This window comes from Herbidospora mongoliensis, from assembly GCF_001570545.1.
GTDB classification, from domain to species: domain Bacteria; phylum Actinomycetota; class Actinomycetes; order Streptosporangiales; family Streptosporangiaceae; genus Herbidospora; species Herbidospora mongoliensis.
Genome location: NZ_BBXD01000012.1, coordinates 413,432 through 430,596, shown reverse-complemented (window position 1 = coordinate 430,596; position 17,165 = coordinate 413,432). Strand labels below are relative to the sequence as shown.

17 protein-coding genes are annotated in these 17,165 nt (G+C 70.3%); 6 read left to right on the top strand and 11 right to left on the bottom strand.

The window, feature by feature from the left end; all coding sequences use genetic code 11:
• Positions 1-154: 154 nt before the first annotated feature.
• Positions 155-2,530, top strand: a complete 2,376-nt coding sequence (locus tag AW272_RS16855; RefSeq protein ID WP_066365683.1) for a helicase-associated domain-containing protein — start codon at positions 155-157, stop codon at positions 2,528-2,530.
• Positions 2,531-2,677: 147 nt separating this feature from the next.
• On the opposite strand, the gene AW272_RS16850 is transcribed toward AW272_RS16855, so the two are convergent.
• On the bottom strand, positions 2,678-3,562 hold the full coding sequence (locus AW272_RS16850) for an AraC family transcriptional regulator (RefSeq protein WP_066365681.1): 885 nt from the start codon (positions 3,560-3,562) through the stop codon (positions 2,678-2,680).
• Positions 3,563-3,684: 122 nt separating this feature from the next.
• Between AW272_RS16850 and AW272_RS16845 the strand changes: the two genes are divergently transcribed.
• Both AW272_RS16845 and AW272_RS16840 read left to right on the top strand, forming a co-directional pair.
• Positions 3,685-4,002: a putative quinol monooxygenase gene (locus AW272_RS16845; RefSeq protein ID WP_066365679.1), complete on the top strand. Its 318-nt coding sequence runs from the start codon at positions 3,685-3,687 to the stop codon at positions 4,000-4,002.
• A 122-nt stretch (positions 4,003-4,124) separates the two neighbouring features.
• Positions 4,125-5,069: an alpha/beta hydrolase gene (locus AW272_RS16840; RefSeq protein WP_066365674.1), complete on the top strand. Its 945-nt coding sequence runs from the start codon at positions 4,125-4,127 to the stop codon at positions 5,067-5,069.
• Here the strand turns inward: AW272_RS16840 and AW272_RS16835 are convergent.
• The 4 genes from AW272_RS16835 to AW272_RS16820 form a co-directional block, all read right to left on the bottom strand.
• On the bottom strand, positions 5,066-5,449 hold the full coding sequence (locus AW272_RS16835; RefSeq protein ID WP_066365672.1) for a RidA family protein: 384 nt from the start codon (positions 5,447-5,449) through the stop codon (positions 5,066-5,068). The genes AW272_RS16840 and AW272_RS16835 overlap by 4 nt on opposite strands.
• Positions 5,450-5,506: 57 nt before the next feature.
• Entirely contained in the window at positions 5,507-8,008 is a 2,502-nt protein-coding gene (locus tag AW272_RS16830; protein WP_157518583.1) for a penicillin acylase family protein, read from the bottom strand.
• 76 nt (positions 8,009-8,084) lie between these two features.
• Positions 8,085-8,618 (bottom strand): DUF1349 domain-containing protein, encoded by a 534-nt coding sequence (locus tag AW272_RS16825; protein WP_066365671.1) that lies wholly within the window; start codon positions 8,616-8,618, stop codon positions 8,085-8,087.
• A 5-nt stretch (positions 8,619-8,623) separates the two neighbouring features.
• Entirely contained in the window at positions 8,624-9,556 is a 933-nt protein-coding gene (locus AW272_RS16820; protein WP_066365669.1) for an acyl-ACP desaturase, read from the bottom strand.
• A 132-nt stretch (positions 9,557-9,688) separates the two neighbouring features.
• Between AW272_RS16820 and AW272_RS16815 the strand changes: the two genes are divergently transcribed.
• Positions 9,689-10,297 (top strand): SHOCT domain-containing protein, encoded by a 609-nt coding sequence (locus tag AW272_RS16815; RefSeq protein WP_066365667.1) that lies wholly within the window; start codon positions 9,689-9,691, stop codon positions 10,295-10,297.
• Here AW272_RS16815 and kal read toward each other — a convergent pair.
• The 4 genes from kal to kdd are packed head-to-tail and all read right to left on the bottom strand — an operon-like array spanning position 10,294 to position 13,938.
• The gene (gene kal, locus AW272_RS16810) at positions 10,294-10,695 is read right to left on the bottom strand and encodes a 3-aminobutyryl-CoA ammonia lyase (RefSeq protein ID WP_066365663.1); all 402 of its coding nucleotides are present in this window, start codon (positions 10,693-10,695) and stop codon (positions 10,294-10,296) included. The two genes, AW272_RS16815 and kal, sit on opposite strands and share 4 nt — an antisense overlap.
• A complete protein-coding gene (gene kamE / locus AW272_RS16805) occupies positions 10,692-11,456 on the bottom strand; it encodes a lysine 5,6-aminomutase subunit beta (protein ID WP_066365659.1) in 765 nt (254 codons plus the stop codon). Before kamE ends, kal begins: the two co-directional genes overlap by 4 nt.
• Positions 11,453-12,952 carry a lysine 5,6-aminomutase subunit alpha gene (kamD, locus tag AW272_RS16800; RefSeq protein ID WP_066365657.1) on the bottom strand — a complete coding sequence of 500 codons (1,500 nt, stop codon included), beginning with the start codon at positions 12,950-12,952 and terminating at the stop codon, positions 11,453-11,455. The genes kamE and kamD overlap by 4 nt, the downstream gene beginning before the upstream one ends.
• The gene (gene kdd, locus AW272_RS16795) at positions 12,949-13,938 is read right to left on the bottom strand and encodes an L-erythro-3,5-diaminohexanoate dehydrogenase (RefSeq protein ID WP_245657588.1); all 990 of its coding nucleotides are present in this window, start codon (positions 13,936-13,938) and stop codon (positions 12,949-12,951) included. Before kdd ends, kamD begins: the two co-directional genes overlap by 4 nt.
• 70 nt (positions 13,939-14,008) lie before the next feature.
• Between kdd and AW272_RS16790 the strand changes: the two genes are divergently transcribed.
• Positions 14,009-14,860: a beta-keto acid cleavage family enzyme gene (locus AW272_RS16790; protein ID WP_066365648.1), complete on the top strand. Its 852-nt coding sequence runs from the start codon at positions 14,009-14,011 to the stop codon at positions 14,858-14,860.
• Here AW272_RS16790 and AW272_RS16785 read toward each other — a convergent pair.
• A complete protein-coding gene (locus tag AW272_RS16785) occupies positions 14,814-15,332 on the bottom strand; it encodes a hypothetical protein (RefSeq protein ID WP_066365645.1) in 519 nt (172 codons plus the stop codon). The genes AW272_RS16790 and AW272_RS16785 overlap by 47 nt on opposite strands.
• A 115-nt stretch (positions 15,333-15,447) precedes the next feature.
• Here AW272_RS16785 and AW272_RS16780 point away from each other — a divergent pair, with 115 nt between their 5' ends.
• Complete coding sequence (locus AW272_RS16780) at positions 15,448-16,632, top strand: M20 metallopeptidase family protein (protein ID WP_066365643.1); 1,185 nt, start codon at positions 15,448-15,450, stop codon at positions 16,630-16,632.
• Here the strand turns inward: AW272_RS16780 and AW272_RS16775 are convergent.
• Complete coding sequence (locus tag AW272_RS16775) at positions 16,622-17,092, bottom strand: TIGR02611 family protein (RefSeq protein ID WP_245657586.1); 471 nt, start codon at positions 17,090-17,092, stop codon at positions 16,622-16,624. The two genes, AW272_RS16780 and AW272_RS16775, sit on opposite strands and share 11 nt — an antisense overlap.
• Between the last annotated feature and the right edge of the window lie 73 nt (positions 17,093-17,165).

Sequence of the window (17,165 nt, the reverse complement as noted above, 5' to 3'; positions counted from 1 at the left end):
CTATCGCGTGATCCTGTGCTGAGGTGGAGTCCAGCACGCTCGCGGGGAGGGGGGAGAACAGGAGAATGACCTTTTCGTCGCCCAGGGTGCCGAATATCTTGATCTCACGTGCGTCTCCACCACCGCGGCTTCCCGAGGCCCTGAGAGATCTGTGATGGACGATCACCTAATCGCCTGGCTGACAAATCTCGACGAAGACCGGCTCGCGCGCGTCCTGGCCAACCGCCCGGACGCGATCGCCCCGCCCTGGCCCCGGCGGATCGATGCCCTCGCGCAGCGACTCGGCAACACGTTCGCGGTCATGGAGGTCATGCGCGGCCTCCCTCTGCCCCCTCTGGAACTTCTGCAGGCGTGCCTGGTCATCGGCGGCCGCCCGACGGAAGACGAACTGGCCCGGTTCCTCGGCGTGTCCACATCCGAGGTGATCCCGTGGCTCGACCGGCTCTACGACTGCGCGCTGGCCTGGCCCGCCTCCGACGGTCGCATCCACCTGGCCGAGGCGGTGGCCCGCTGGTGGACCGCCCCGTGCGGCCTCGGTGAACCTCTCCATGGCTACCTGGAGTCGTGGGCGCTGAACGCCGAAGGGCTGCGGCGCATGTGCCGGACCCTGGGCATCGCCCCGGCGGGCGGCAAACGCCAGATGGTGGCCCGGGTGACCGCCCTGCTCAGCGACTCCGACAAGCTCGGCGACCTGCTGGCCTCCGCCCCCGAGGGAACCGTCGGCCTGCTCGACGACTTCGCCTGGGACGGCCCGGTCCGCAGCGTCGACGGCAACCGCTTCGTCAACCCCGGCACCCCGGAGAAGTGGGCCCAGGATCGGGGCCTGCTGTTCCGCACCCAGTGGGACGTCGCCGAGATGCCCCGCGAGGTCGCCCTCGGCCTGCGCGGCCCCGAATACCACGGCCCGTTCACCCCCTATCCGCCCGACCTCGCCACGATCCCGGTCGACCGCGACGCCGTCGACATGGCGATGGCGCTGGCCGCCCCGCATCTGCTCGACCGCGCCACCGCCCTGCTGGAGAACACCGACAAGACCACGCTCCCGCTGCTGAAGAACGGCGGCGTCGGCGTGCGCGAGATCCGCCGCGTCGCCAAGGAGACCGGCACCTCCGAAGAGGAGATCCGGCTGCTCATCGAGGTCTGCGCGGTCGCCCGGCTGCTCGCCCTCGACGAGAAGGCCGGCGGCCTGGCGCCGACCGAGCGCTTCGACTCCTGGCGGCTCGAAGACGCCCCCCACCGGCTGCGCGTGCTGCTGGCCGCGTGGTGGCGGATGGAGCGCTCGTCGCTGCGCCGCACCGACGGCCGCTACCCGGTCGTCCTGGGCGACGACCCGGCCGGAGAGACCATCGCCCGCATCCGCCGGGCCGTACTCGGCGCCCTGACCGACGTCGAGCCCGGTCAGGGCTTCGCCACGCTCCAGGAACTCGTGCAGTCGGTGCACTGGCGGGCCCCGCTGCTCGACCGCGAACTGCTCGCCGAGTGCACGCCCGGCATCCTGGAGGAGTCGCGGGTGCTCGGCCTGACCGCCCTCGACTCCCTCACCGACCTCGGCCGCGCGCTCGCCTCGCTCGGCCCGGTCTCCGGCGACGAGAACGACGACACCGCGCCCGAGGTCGAACATGACCCGGCGCTGGCCGAGACGTCCACCCGGGCGCTGGCCAGCGCGCAGCGCACCGCGCTGTTCGGCGCCGACCTGACCGCCGTGGTCACCGGCCCCCCTGCGGTCGAGCTGGCCTCGCTGCTCGACCGGGTGGCCACCCGCGAGGCCAAGGGCGCCGCATCGATCTGGCGGTTCAGCGCCGCGACCGTCCGCCGGGCCCTCGACGCCGGGTCGACCGCCGACGAGCTGCTCGACGAGCTCGCCCAGGTCGGCACCCTCCCCCAGCCGCTCACCTACCTGATCAACGACGTCGCCCGCCGCCACGGCGAGGTGACCGTGACCTCGGTCGGCTGCATCGTCCAGGGCTCCGACCCCGGTCTGCTGGCCGAGATCGCCGGGCACCGCAAGCTGGCCAAACTGGGCCTGCGGCAGCTCGCCCCGACCGTGCTGGCCAGCTCCGCCCCCGCCGACCGCACCCTCCACGCCCTGCGCGAAGCGGGCTACGCCCCCGTCCCCGTCAACGACACCGGTGACATCGAGATACGGCGCGAGCCGCAGGGCGGCCGGTTGATCCTGCTGCCGGGCGGCCGGGTCGCCGAACTCGACCCGCCGCCCATGCTGACCGAGCCCCCGCCCGACCCCCACGAACACGCCAAACGCCTGATCAAGAACCGTGAAGACGAGCGCCAGATCGTCCAGACCTGGGCCCTGATAGGCCGCATGGCCAGCCGCCTGCCGACCGCGCAGCAGTCGCTCCTGGGCTTCGTCGTCGACCGCGGCGTCCGCGCGCTGATCACCCTGTCCGACGGGGTCACGGCAACCGTCAGCCACGGCGAACTGCACAGCGGTTTCCTCGACGCCTGGTGCGAGGAAGCCGGCGACTACCTGGAGTTCCCCCTCAACGAGATAGCGTCCGTAACCGCCTCTTAAAAGCCCTTTTCTCCGTTACGGCTCCGCCTACCCCGGCCCCGCCCACCGCCCGGGAACTCGCCGTTTCCGGCGCCAACCGGCCGCGCGCCCGGACCCCCGCAACGACGGATCAGGGGGCGCGGAACGCGGCAGCGTGGCCATATCCGCTCACGGCAGGGCGGCGGCCAGACGCGGCAGCGTGGTGTCCTGGCTGGGCGGGGTGCCGAACTGGCGCCGGTACTCCCGGCTGAACTGTGACGGGCTGTCGTAGCCCACGCGGTGCCCCACCCCGGCGATGTCGCCGGGGCTGGTGGTCAGCAGCAGCCGGGCCTCCTGGAGACGGATCTGCTTCTGGAACTGGATGGGGCTCATCGCGGTGACCGCCTGGAAGTTGCGGTAGAACGCCGACACGCTCATCCCGGACAGCCGCGCCACCTCCTCGACCCGGAACGGCTGCGCGTAGTGGTCCCTGATCCACCGCACCGCCCGCGCGACGTGGCTGAGCCCGCTGTCGGCCAGCCCGAGCTGCCGCACCACGCCGCCCTGCGGCCCGGTCGCCACCAGCCAGAGGATCTCCCTGATGACCAGCGGCGCCAGCACCGCCCGGTCACGCGGCCGGTCGATCAGCCGCAGCAGCCGCACCACGGCGTCGAGCAGTTCGGGTGACGCGTCACTGACCGCCAGCCCCGAGGGAGCGCCGCCCGGCTCGCGCGGGAGGTCGCCCGGCCCGGCAGCCAGCAGCAGCTCGGCCACCGCCTCGGGTTTCAGCACCAGCCCGAACCCGAGCGCGGGTTCGTCCCTGCTCGCACCCACGAACCGGCCGGTGACCGGCAGGTCGACGGAGGCGACGAGGTATTGGCCGGCGCGGTAGTCGTAGACCCGGTCGCCGAGCGCGAGCCGCTTCTCCCCCTGCGCGATGAGCGCCAGCACCATGCCGGACATGGACGTCTCGGGCGGATCTGACCGATCGACCTTGGAGATGAGCACCCCGTCGATGGGGGTGGTCCAGTCGGGACGGGCGTGCCGGTTCAGCAGGGCGCGAAGCTCTTCCATGGCACGATTACAGCGCTCTTGAGAGGATCAGGCAAGGGGTGACGAGCATCGTTCTACCTCTGAGCAGGTCAGAGGCAGTGTAATTGAGGCAACGGAAAATCCTCCGAAAAGAAGGAACGAGCATGAACGCCACCTACGGATTCACCGCCACCATGACCGCCCTCCCCGGCCGGGGCGACGCCCTGGCGGACCTCCTCCTGACCGGCCTCGAGCCGGGCAGCCCGGCTTCGAGCGAGCACTGCGTGCTCTACCTGGTCAGCCGCTCGGCCGCCGACCCCGACGTCATCCAGGTCACCGAGGGCTGGACCACCGAGGAGGACCACCACCGCCTCTTCGCCGGCGAGGCCGCCAAGGCGCTCGTGGCCAAGATCGCTCCCCTGGTGTCGGGCGAGTCCACGTACACGGACCTGGTGCCGGTGAACGGAAAGGCCACCTTCTGAACCACCGGCCTATCACTGACCCGGCCGCACGACGCCCCGCCAAGCCCTTCGGTTCTACAACCTGGGTGCCCATGACCGGGCACCTGCCCTCCCGCGATCAAGCACCTGTTGAAAGGACCCCCATGACCCCCGTCCGCCCCGCCCTCGATGCCGAACTCCGCACCCTGTCCGCTGACATGCCGCTCATGCCGGAACTGACCCCCGAGGTCGTCACGATGCTGCGCGGTTTTCCGTCTCCCCCGCTCGACACCCTGCTCGGGGAACGGCAGGTCGAACGGCGTGAGGTCATCGTGACCGCCGACGACGGTGCGGCGATCCCGGTCACGGTCATCAGCCCGGCCGACCGGGCGACCGATGCGCCCTGTGTCTTCTGGATCCACGGCGGCGGCATGATCATGGGCGACCGGTTCGCCAATCTCGACATCCCGCTGGAGTGGCTCGACCGGCTCGGGGCGGTCGTCGTCACCGTCGACTACCGGCTGGCGCCCGACGTCACCGGCACCACCCTCGCCGAAGACTGCTACCGGGCCCTGACCTGGACCGCCGAGAACGCCGCCGACCTGGGCGTCGACCCGGCGAAGATCGTCATCGCGGGCATCAGCGCCGGAGGCGGGCTGGCCGCCGGGGTCGCCCTGATGGCCCGCGACCGGGGCGCGCCCTCGCTCGCCGCCCAGGTGCTGATCTGCCCCATGCTCGACCACCGCGACGCCACCACGTCCACCCTCCAGTTCACCGGCCCGGGGGTGTGGAGCCGCGAGATGAACGCCTACGGCTGGCGGGCCGTCCTCGGCGATCTGACGGGCGACGACGTCCCGGCCTACGTCTCCCCGGCCGTCGCCGAAGACCTCTCCGGCCTCCCGCCCACCTACCTCGACGCGGGCTCCGCCGAGGTCTTCAGGGACGAGGACGTCGCCTACGCCACCCGCATCTGGGCGGCGGGCGGCCGCGCCGACCTGCACGTGTGGGACGGCGGCTTCCACGGCTTCGACGCCCTCTACCCGGACGCGGGCCTGTCGGTGGAGGCCCGCCGCACCCGCTCCGACTGGCTCAGCCGGCTCCTCGGCTAGTCGCGGAGCGCGGCCACCATGTCGATCTCCACGAGCTTGTGGTCGAGCGTCGAGCCGACGGTGGTCCTGGCCGGATAGGGGAGGGTCATCGTCTGCTCGTAGACGGTGTTGTACGCCTCGTAGTCACGCCCCAGGTCGGCGAGGTGGACGGTGACCTTGACGACGTCGGAGAAGTCGAGACCGCGCGCGGCGAGCAGCGCGCGCAGGTTGCTCAGCACCTGCCGGGTCTGACCGGCGACGTCGTCGCCGACGACCGCACCGGTGACGGGATCGTGGGGTCCCGTGCCCGCGGTGTAGAGGAACCCGCGGGCGACGACGGCCTGCGAGTAGGCGCCACCGGGCGCGGGCACGCCGTCGGCGCGGATCACTTCCCTGGTCATGAGTCCGTTCTACGCGCGACCGGACGCCGCAAAGCCACACCGCGCCCGGCGCAGCCTCTACGGGGTGAGCGTCAGTTCGTCGGTCGCCGCCTCGCGGACCGCCGCCTCGGTGAAGGGCCACGGTGTCGTCCGGCCCTCGGCCCACAGGTCGGCCTGGTCGGCGTAATGGCCGTTGAAGGCGTGGCCCGAGGCGCCGGTCAGGTTGACCCACGTCGAGGCGTCGAGGTCGGCCATGTCGGCGACCATCCGCATCGACGGGACCCAGTTGACCTCGTAGGTGCCCGACGCGGCGTCCCAGCCGGTCGCGTCGACGGCGTCCTTGCCGCCCGCGAGGGGGTAGGGGCCGCGGTTGAACAGCCACTCGATGGGGGCGATGCCGCTGGTGCCGAAGGTCTCGTTGGTGAGTTCGAGGGTGTGCAGGTCACCCCACGCCCAGCTCTTCGGGTCGTCGCCGAGTCTCTCCCGGAGTTCCTTGGAGGCGGCGTCGAGCGCGGCGCGCAGGATGTCGTCGCGCTGTTCGGCCTTCGGCGTCCTCACGTCGTCCCACCAGGCGTTGGAGTGGTCGTCGAGCAGCTTGCGGACCACCTCCCACCAGCGGTCGTTGCCGCCGGGGCGCTGATCTTCGCCGAGTTCGTCGTGGAACGTCAGCGTCAGCAGGTTGCGCCAGACGGCGTTGAAGTAGGCGGCCGGGGCGCTGTCCTTCTCCTGGCCGAAATCCCAGCCGGTGAACAGACCACTGTCGGCGCCGCCGAGCTTCGCCAGGTGCGGGACCAGGATCGGGGCCAGGCCGTTGAAAGTGTCCTGGTGGATGTCCGACATGACGTTCTTGGTGATCTTGCCGACCGCGATGGCCTGGGTGAGGCGATCCCTGATCCGCTGCGAACGGTAGCCGTAGGCCCAGTCGTCGGTGAGGAAGTGGGTGTAGTCCGGGCCGACGGCCGCGTTGTTGGCGGTCGCGATGAAGCCCTCTTCCGGGTTGAACGCCATCGGCAGCTCGTCGAACGGGATGAACCCCGTCCACTCCTGCGCGCCGCTCCAGCCCTCGGCGGGCCACTTCCCGTCGCCGCCCGATCTGACCGGGATCTTCCCGGGGGCCTGGTAGCCGATGTTGCCGGAGGTGTCGGCGTACACGAGATTCTGCGACGGGACCTCGAACTGGGCGGCGGCCTTGCGGAACTCGTCCCAGTCGGTGGCTCTGCCGAGCATGAAGATGGCGTTGCCGGTCATGCCGGGGTCCAGGGCGGTCCAGCGCAGCGCGACCTCGACCCCGCCCGACGTGAGCGGGTCGACCGGGGCGAAGACGTCGGACACGATCGGGCCGTGCCGGGTGGTGCGCACGGTCAGGTCGACCGGCTGCCCGCCCGCCACCTCGATGCGCTCGGTGCGGGTCTCCAGTGGCGCCCAGGTGCCGGAGATCTCGTACGTGTTCTCGCGCACCCGCTCCAGATAGAGGTCGGCCACGTCGGGGGCGAGGTTGGTGAAGCCCCACGCGATCGTGCGGTTGTGGCCGATGACGACGCCCGGCAGACCCGAGAACGTGAAGCCGGAGACGTCGTACGGGCAGGCGTCGGAGAGGGTCCGGCAGTGCAGCCCGGCCTGGTACCAGATCGAGGGCATCTTCGGCCCGAGGTGCGGGTCGTTGGCCAGCAGCGGCTTGCCGGTGTCGGTGAACCTCCCGGACACCACCCACGAGTTGGAGCCGATCCCCTTCGGGTCACCCTCGCTGCCCAGCAGCGACGGCACCGCGTTCAGCGTGGCGGACACCCTCTTCAAGGCATCCGCCGCGGCGGTGGCTTGGTCGCCCTCGCCTGAGGTGAACTCCCCGTCGCTCACACCGCCCGTCGTGACGATGGGCTTGTGCAGGTCATAAGGATAGGAAGGGAAGAGCTCGTCCACTCGTTCGCGAGGGACGGTCGCGGCGTCGACCGAGCGTTCGATCTCGTCGTCGAGGTTGGAGCGCAGGTCCCAGGCCATCGCCTTCAGCCAGGCCAGCGAGTCGACCGGTGTCCACGGCTCGGGTTCGTAGTCGGCGTTGGTGAGCTTCAGGACGGCGTACTCGAGACTCCGCGCGGCGAAGCCGTCGTTGGCCTTCATCCAGGCGTTCACCCCGGAGGCGTAGGAGTCGAGACCCGCTTTCGCCTCCGGGGTGAGGAGGTTGATCTCCTGCTCGGCCACCCGGCGCCAGCCGAGCGTGCGGACGACCTTGTCGATCTCCAGAGTGGAGTCGCCGAAGATCTCCGACAGACGCCCGGCCGTGGTCTTGCGGCGGAAGTCCATCTCCCAGAACCGGTCCTGGGCGTGGACGTAGCCCTGCGCCGCGAAGAGGTCGGCGGCAGTGTCGGCGTAGATCTGCGGCACACCGTGTTCGTCGCGGAGCACGGTGACCGGCTTGGCGAGCCCCGGCAGCCGCAGTTCACCGTCGACTTGCGGGAACGAGGCCCGGACGACCCAGACGACCGCGCCCGCCGCGACCAGCGCGAGCACCAGCACCGTGGTCAGGATCCGGAACAGCCAGCGGACCGGCCACGAGAACCCTTTGTACGGAGCGAATCTCACCATTCCCGGACCTTCCCGCTCATGTGCGATCACAGTATGCGGGCTGGAACGGGGTGACCGACACCCTCAAGATCGGCTGTCAGCCGGTGATGAGGACCTCGGAGAAGTTCACCTGGAAGCCCTTGCCGACCGGCGCCGCCGCCATCGCCCCGGCCAGCGCGGGCACTCCGGGCGGGAAGTAGGCGAGCCGGAGCAGCGTGGCGGGCTCGCCGCCGTTGACGCCCCAGTTGATGTGAACGGAGTCGCCTTCGCGGACGAGTTCGAACGTGACCGAGGTGGTGCCCTCAGGGGCGAGCATGACCGACCAGTCGGAGAAGTCGCGGGTCACGACGGCGCTGATCTGCAGCGCGCCGTCGACGAACTCCACCCCGGCCTTGATCCAGTTGTTCTCGTCGGCGCGGAGGATGGCCCCGGCCTGGTCGTACTGCTCGGCGTAGTCGGCTGTGAAGGTGACCCGCACGGTGGCGTCGCCCTCGACGGTGCGGCCGTACATCGGCGCGGTGTCGTAGGTGTAGCCGTAGTGCGTCTGCCGCCACAGATCGGTCTCGCCGGTGACGGAGAAGGTCAGGGCGTCTCCGTCGGCGGTCCAGCCCGAAGGCTCATTGATCCACATAGGGTCTATTTTGCTGCTTCGCGGGCCTTTCGGGCCTCCCGCCGCTCCTCGAATCGCTTCGTGGTGACTTCGAGGTTGTCGAGGAACTCGGCGAGCTCCTGGCGGGCCTTCTCGCCCTCGGGGTCGAGGCCCTCCCTCTCGAAGACCTTCCACTGCCGCAGCACCGGCATGAGCACCTCGTCCTTGTGCGAACGCAGGTCGTAGATGCCGGCGTGGGCGATGGCCATCGACATGCGGGCGAACCCGGGCATGCCGGCGCCCGGCATCTGGAACGACTTCACCACGTCGGTGATGGCGCGCATGGTCTGGTTCGGGTCGAGGTCGAGCGCCGCGGCGAGCAGGTTGCGGTAGAAGAGCATGTGCAGGTTCTCGTCGGCGGCGACGCGGGCCAGGATGCGCTCACACGTCTCGTCCTCCGACGCCTTGCCGGTGTTGCGGTGGGCGATGCGGGTCGCCAGCTCCTGGAAGGAGACGTAGGCGAGCTGCCCGAGCATGGTGCCGTATTCGGTCTGGAACCCGGCCTCCATGTGCTGCATGCGGGCCCGCTCCAGCGCCTTCGGGTCGAGCGCGCGCGAGGCGATCAGGTAGTCGCGGATCACGATCGCGTGGCGGCCCTCCTCGGCCGTCCAGCGACCCACCCAGGTGCCCCACGCGCCGTCGCGCCCGAAGGTCGTCGCGATCTCGTGGTGGTAGCTCGGCAGGTTGTCCTCGGTCAGCAGGTTGACCAGCAGGGAGGTGCGGGCGACCGCCGGGATCGTGGAGTCTTCGGGCTGCCAGGCGGTGCCGCCGAGGATCCCGTCGAAGGTGCGGGCGTCGTCCCACGGAACGTACTCGTGGGGGAACCACTCTTTGGCGACACTCATGTGCCGGTTGAGATTCTCCTCGACCACGGGTTCCAGCTCGACGAGGAATTCCGTCTGCGTCAGTGCGCGCGCCATCTCAGCTCCCCACATACCTACGTTTTCGTAACCTACGCTACCGTAGCTTTTTGAAGATAGGTGCGGGTGCTCACACAAGCCAACACCCCAGATCTTGTAGATACCGATGCTTGCCGAGGTAATGTGCGGCCCATGCCCAAAGGTGCCCGTATCTGGATCGGCCTGTCGGTCGGCCTGCAACTGATCTGGAGCCTGCCCCTGGCGGTCTTCATGTACATCCTGTGGACCAACGACGCGGAGACGGCCGGGCTGACCCTGTCCATCGTCTTTGGAACGCTCTCCCTCGTCATCGTCGTGGCCCTGGTCTGGATGATCACCGCCTGGCGGCGGACCGACGCGCGCGAGCGCGCCCTGCGGGAGAACGGGCTGCGCGCCGAGGCCGTCGTGACCGACGTGGTCCCCACCGGCGTGCGGATCAACGACCGGCTGATGTACCGGCTGGTCGGGCACGTCGCCGAGGTGCCCGGGATGGAACTCAAGCACTCGACCATGTGGCCGGTGCCGCCGGGAACCCGGCTGACCATCGCCTACGACCCCGCCCGTCCGGGCAGCAAGCCGCTGGTCCTGGACGACCTCAAGTCGGTGGCCGCCCGGATGCGCATGGGCCCGGTGCCGCCCCTGCCGACGGGGGCCGACGCGGTCATCCAGCGGCTGACCCAGCTCGACCAGCTCCGGCAGTCGGGGGCCATCTCCGACGAGGAGTTCGAACGCCTCAAGGCCGACGTCATCGACGGGCGCTAGAGACCGCCTTTCTCAAGGTCCGCATCATGAGCGCGCGGCGGGACCACGACTGTGCCCACCGCCGTCGTCACGACCAAAGGCGGGTCGAGCACCTCGCTCGCCGACGGCGACACGTCCGGCCGGGCCCGGCAGACCACGCGCGCCTCGAACGCCAGCGTCCTGCTCCGGTTGCCCACCCGGGTCACCTCGGCGGTTATCTCCAGCACGTCGCCCGCGATGACCGGTGCTCTGAACTGCACGTCCTGATACGACGCGAACAGGCCCTCGTCGCCGTCCATCCGGATGCAGACCTCGGTCGCCACGTCGCCGAACAGCCCGAGCACGTAGGCGCCGTCGACCAGTGCACCGCCGTAGTGGGCGTGGGAGGCGGGCACATAGCGCCGGTGGGTGACCCTCACTCCCGCACCAGCGCGTGGACGAGGTAGCTCGCCACCTCGCCCGGAGTCGTGCCCTTGCCGAAGACGCGGTCGACCCCGAGGTCCGACGGGGTCACCGTGTCGAAGCGCGGGCCGCCCACGATCAGCAGCGGGCGGCCCAGGCCGCCGGTCAGCGAGGTCGGGTAGGCCTCGGTGAAGGCCGCCGCCATCTGCTTGGTGTTGTGGATGTGGGCGCTCTTCTGGGTCACCACCTGCGAGACCAGGACCGCGTCGGCGTTCACCGACTTCGCGCGGTCGACGAGTTCGTCGACCGCCACCTGGGCGCCCATGTTGTGGACCTCGATCTCGCGGTAGTACTCCAGGCCCTTCTCGCCCGCGAACCCCTTCACGTTCAGGATCGCGTCGATGCCGACCGTGTGGGCGTCGGTCCCGATGCAGGCCCCGACCACGACCAGCCGCCGGCCCAGCGAGGCCTTCACGGCGGCGTTGACCTCGGCAGGGGTCAGCAGCTCGAACTCGCGGCCCTCCGGCACCTCGATCCCGGCGTAGTCGATGAGGTGGGTCGCCTTGCCGTACACGATGAAGAAGGTGAAGTCGGGGCCCATCGCCTTGCTGTGCACCACGCTCGCCGGGGACAGGCCCATCTTCCCGGCCAGTTGCAGCGCCGCCAGCTCGGCCCGCGGCCCGTGCGGGACGGGCAGGGTGAAGCTGACCTGGATCATCGCGTCGCCGGTCGTGTCGCCGTACGGGCGGATGATCTGTTTCAACGTCTCGACCGTCACGGGGCCGCCTCCAGGATCTCGGTCGCGGGGTTCACGTAGTCGTCGGCCTTCTCGATCACGCCGTCGAGACCTCTGCCCCGGTCGGAGGGCCTCTTCGTGACGCCGAACACGCCGTCGGCGATGGCGTCGAGCAGGCCGTCGTCGGCTACCCGGTGCAGGAGGTCGACGGTCTCCGACAGCACCCGCGCCGCCCGGTCGCGGATGAAGGGGCCGGGCAGGAAGTCGTCCGAGAGATCACCGGCCGCCCTGCGGACGTAGCGGACGTTCTCCAGCGCGAGGTCGCGGTCGGAGAGCCAGGGCGTGTGGATGCCCTCGGTCATCATGCCGATGAGGATGATCGACTGGCCGGTCATCAGCCCGGCCAGGTTGAAGAAGGCGTCGAGCAGGTAGCCGGCGAAGATGTTGCCGGTCATGTGCTTGGTCGGCGGCATGTACTTCAGCGGCGCGGCCGGGAACAGCTCCCGCACGAGCTGCGCGTGCGCCAGTTCCAGCCGGAACGAGTCGGGGACCTGCGGGTTGATCTCGAAGGCGTGGCCCAGGCCGAGCTGCCCATCGGCGAGGCCCGCCTCGTGGCCGAAGCGCTCGTTGAGCAGTTGCGAGGCCACGACCGTGTGGGCCGCGTCGATCGCGTCGGCGGTGGTGAGGTAGTTGTCCTCGCCGGTGTTGATGACGATCCCGGCGCGGGCGTGGATCTGGCGGGAGAAGCGCTGGTCGATGAAGGTGCGGCGGGGGTTGATGTCGCGGAAGATGATGCCGTACATGCAGTCGTTCAGCATCATGTCGAGCCGTTCCAGCCCGGCCAGCGTCGCGATCTCGGGCATGCACAGGCCGCTGGCGTAGTTCGTCAGCCGGACATACCGCCCCAGCTCCCCGGACACCTCGTCGAGCGCGGCCCGCATGAGCCGGAAGTTCTCCTGGGTCGCGTACGTCCCGGCGTACCCCTGGCGGGTCGCGCCCTCCGGCACGTAGTCGAGCAGCGACTGCCCGGTCGAGCGGATCACCGCGATGACGTCGGCGCCCTCGCGCGCCGCCGCCTGGGCCTGCGGGATGTCCTCGTAGATGTCGCCGGTCGCGACGATCAGATAGATCCAGGGCTTCTCGGGGTCGCCGTGCTTGTCGAGCAGCCGGTCGCGGTCGGCGCGGCTGCGGTCGATCCGGGCGACGCCCCGGCCGACCGCTTCCCTCGCTCTCATCAGGGCCAGGTCCCGGGCGGCTCCGGTCGGCATCTCGAAGTTCATGGAGCGCCAGTTCCCGGCCGCGAAGAACGGCAGCGCCACACCGTGTTCCAGGCCCACCTGGTCCCGTACGGCGTCCACGATCCGGTTGACCCACGGAATGCCGTCGGCGTCCGCCCCGGTGACGCCCGCGAGCCGGAGCACGGCCCGTTCGACCGAGACCGTCGTGTGCGTCTTCGCCATCTCGATGACCGGCTCGGCGGCACGAGCGGCCAGCTCACGGGCCTTGCGGACCACCGCGGGGTCGAGGCCGAGCTTCATCGCAGCCGCTCCTCGAACGCGGCCCGGACGGCGGGTTCCTCGCGCAGCAGCGCGAGCGCCAGCGCGGCGTGGCCGGGGGCGTAGCCGTTGCCGATGAGCATCGTGACGTCCGCGCCGAGGCCTTCCGCGCCCAGGGCGGCGGCGGAGAACGAGGTCGCCATCGAGAAGAAAATGACCGTGCCGCCGTCGCGGGTGGCCAGGATGGCGGCGTGCTCGCAGCCGGGCACGTCGACGCAGACGACCGTGACGTCGGCCTTCAGGTCCGAGAGCCCGATCGCGTCGCGGGCGTCGGCGATCAGCACCTCGTCGGCCAGATCCTTGATCGTCTCGGCTTCCCGCGAGTCGAGGACCACGCCGATCGTGCGGGCCCCGGCGCGGCGGGCGGCGGCCAGCGACAGCGTGCCGCTCTTCCCGGCCGCGCCCAGCACGGCCACCGCCGGGTCCTGGTATCTCCGGACCACGCGCTGCGTCAGGGCGGGGGCGCCGCAGACGTCCATCACCGCGAGCGCCAGCGGGACCGGCAGGTCGGCGGGCAGTTCGGCGGCGGGTGACCGCTCGAACAGGATCGCGTGGCCGTCGCACGGCACCTGCTCCGACAGCCCGTCCCACGTCGTCGACGTGAGCACCAGCGGGGTCAAGGTCAGGGAGACGAGCGTGGTCACCCGGGTCCCGACCGGGAAGGCCGGACCTTCCTCGACCAAGCCGACCAGCATCCCGCCCGACCCGGTGACCGGATTGTGCATCTTGCCGCGCGTCCTGATGATGTCCAGCACCTCGCCGCGCACCGCCGCGCCGTCGCCGTGGTGTTTGTCGCGCAGTTGCCGGTACGACGCCGCGTCGAGGTTCAGCCGTTCGACCCGGATCCTGGTCTCCCCCGGAGTCAGCCCCGGCGAGGCGTCCAGCCGATGGGCCGCCTGAGGGAGCACGCCCGGTGGCGACAGCACCCGGTGCAGCCCGATCGGAGAGGCCGTCCGCAATGGTCCCACCACCCTTCCCTGAGTCCCGACTCAGGAAAGCATCTTGTACCGGCCCAGAACAAGGGGGCAATATCCGGCTATGAGCACCCTCATCACCGTCGCCCCGACCGGGGCCGAGTCGGCCAAGGCCGACGTGCCCGCCCTGCCGGTGACTCTGGACGAACTGGTCACCACCGCCAGGGCCTGCGAGGCGGCGGGGGCGGCGGTGGTCCACGTACACATCAGGGACTCGGGCGCGAAGCCCACGCTGGACCTGGGGCTGCTGCGGGAGACGGTGGCCGCGCTGAGGGAGACCGATCTGGTCGTCCAGCTCTCCACCGGCGGGTCGGTGCACGATCCGTACACGGATCGCCTGAAGGTTCTGGACGCCGAACCGGACGCCTGCTCCCTCACCTGCGGCACCGTGAACTTCGGCGACGACGTCTTCATGAACCCGTGGGGGTTCGTGGCCGAGCTCTACCGGGAGACCCAGGCGCGCGGCGTCGTCCCCGAGTTCGAGCTGTTCGACCTCGGCCATGTCGCCACCATGAACCGCCTGCTCGACCGCTACGGCCCGCCCGCCGGCGGCCGGGTGCACTGCGATTTGGTGATGGGCGTCCCGGGCGGCTTCACCGGCGACCTGCGCACGATCGCCGCGGCGGTCAGCCTGCTCCCGGCGGAGGCGACCTGGTCGGCGACCGGGATCGGCCGCGAGTCGCTCCGGGTCATGTTCGCCGCCCTCGCCGGCGGCGGCCACCTGCGCGTCGGCATGGAGGACACCCTCACCTACGCGAAAGGCCGCCCCGTGCGCGGCAACGAGGAACTCGTCGCCCGCGCCGCCGAGGCGGCCCGGCTGGCCCAGCGGCCCCCGATGACGACGGCGCAGGCCCGCGCGTTCCTGGGGATCAGACCCGCTCCGGCTCCCGGTCCGACGGCGCGTCGAGTTCCGTGACGGTACGCCGGGTCCGCAGCAGCAGGTAGGCCGCGCCGCCGGCCCCGATCAGCGCCATCAGCAGCGCCACCACCCCGAGCACGCTCCAGTCACCTTTGGGCCCCAACGTGTCGATGTCGCTCGCGCACACCTCGGGCCGAGTCGGATTCTCCAGGTAGACGCAGGCCGTGGCGGCCACCGCGTCGGTCGGGCGGCCGGCGGCGGCCTTGCCGCTCAGCCGGAACGTGCTGGTCCCGGTCGGCAGCAGGGCCTCCCAGGCGGCGTAGTCGGCCGACAGGGTGGCGCCCTCAGCGCGCAGCCCGGTCAGCGCGACGGGGAAGGCGATCCGCACGTCGGCCTTGACCGGCCGGGGCTCCCGGTTGATCACCTCGACCGTGTACTCCACCCGGCCCGACAGCTCGGTCACGCCGTTGTCGATGGTGACGGAGACACCGCCCGAGAGCAGCGCCGCGAGGGCAAGCGAAAGAATCATGATTCCCCTCCCATGATGGTGACAGTGAGTGACCAAGGATCGCAGTCCGTGACGGAGCGCGGGCCAAAAGGCGCGCCGCGTTGAACACGGCCCGCGAACCGGCGGAGGATGGGGCATGACTTTTCAGGACGAGCTGGAAAAACTGCGGCGAGACATCCACCGGGAACCCGAGATCGGCCTCGATCTACCGCGCACGCAGGAGAAGGTTCTGGCCGCCCTCGACGGGCTGCCCCTGGAGGTCACCACCGGCGAACGCCTCACTTCGGTCACCGCCGTGCTGCGCGGCGGGAAATCAGGTGGCAAGCCCGGCCCGAGCGTGCTGCTCAGAGCGGACATGGACGCCCTGCCGATCCAGGAACGCGTCCCCGTCGACTACCGCTCGACCGTCGACGGCGCGATGCACGCCTGCGGCCACGACCTGCACACCGCCATGCTCGTCGGCGCGGCCCGGCTGCTGTCCGAGCGCCGCGACCAGCTGGCCGGGGACGTCGTCTTCATGTTCCAGCCCGGCGAGGAGGGCCACGAGGGCGCCAAACTCATGATCGACGAAGGCGTCCTGGACGCCTCGGGCAGCCGCGTCGTCGCCGCGTACGGCATGCACGTCTTCTCGGCGATCGTGCCCAGCGGCTGGTTCGTCACCAAGGGCGGGCCGATTCTGGCCGCCGCCGACACGTTCAACGTGACCGTGAAGGGGCGGGGCGGCCACGGGTCGACCCCGCATCGGGCGCTCGACCCGGTGCAGGTGGGGTGCGAGATCGTGAGCCAGCTCCAGACGTACACGACCAGGGCCTTTGACGTGTTCGACCCGGTGGTGATCACTGTCGGGCAGTTCCACGCCGGCACGGCCGACAACATCATCCCCGACGAGGCGTTCTTCCAGGCGACGCTCCGGGCCTTCTCGCCGGAGACCCGCGCGAGGCTCAAAGAAGGGGTGGTCCGGCTGGCGACCGGCATCGCGGAGGCTCATGGGCTGCGCGCCGAGTGCTCGTTCGGCATCGGCTATCCCGTGACGGTCAACGACGCGGGTGAGGCCGCGTTCGCCGGGGAGGTCGCGGCCGAGGTCGTCGGGGCCGACCGCTATCTGACGATGCCGCGCCCGGCCACCGGGTCGGAGGACTTCTCGTTCGTCCTCGACGAGGTGCCGGGCGCGTTTCTCGTGCTGGGCGCCCACGCGAAGGGGGCCGACCCGGCGACCTGTCCGACCAACCACTCCCCCGAGACCGAGTTCGACGACTCGGTCATGGCCGACGGGTCACACGTGCTGGCCGCCCTCGCGGAGCGGCGCCTTCTTAACGTTTGAAGAAGTTGAGGCCGTATTCGATCATGTCGAAGCCCAGCGTCAGTCTGAGGCAGGCCCAGACGATCACGAAGGCGACCGCGAACGTCAGGACCCCGGCGAGGATGCGCACCGCCCAGTTCTGCCGCTTCAGCCAGTCGGTCGCCATGGTCACATAGCGCTTGGCGAACTCCAGCACCCGATGCGCCCAGCTGAACTCGGTCGCCAGCAGCGCCAGCCCTCCGAACACCACCAGCCATCCCGGCCCCGGGAACGGCACCATGATCAACCCGCCGATCACCATGGCCCCGCCGATCACGCCGACCGCGATCTTCAGGGTCAGGGCGCCCGTACGGGTCGCACGGAAACGGTCGAGCCGCCCCTTGATTCCACTGTTGTCCACCGCGACCGGCGTCTTCGGATTGACGTCGGGGTCGGTGGGCCCGGCCATAGCCATATAGGTGTCACCCCCAACGGCCAGCATAGCCACGGCCCTTGCGAGCGCCTTTCAACCAGATGGACCATTTGACCTGATCCCTAGGTCGTAGAACGAAATT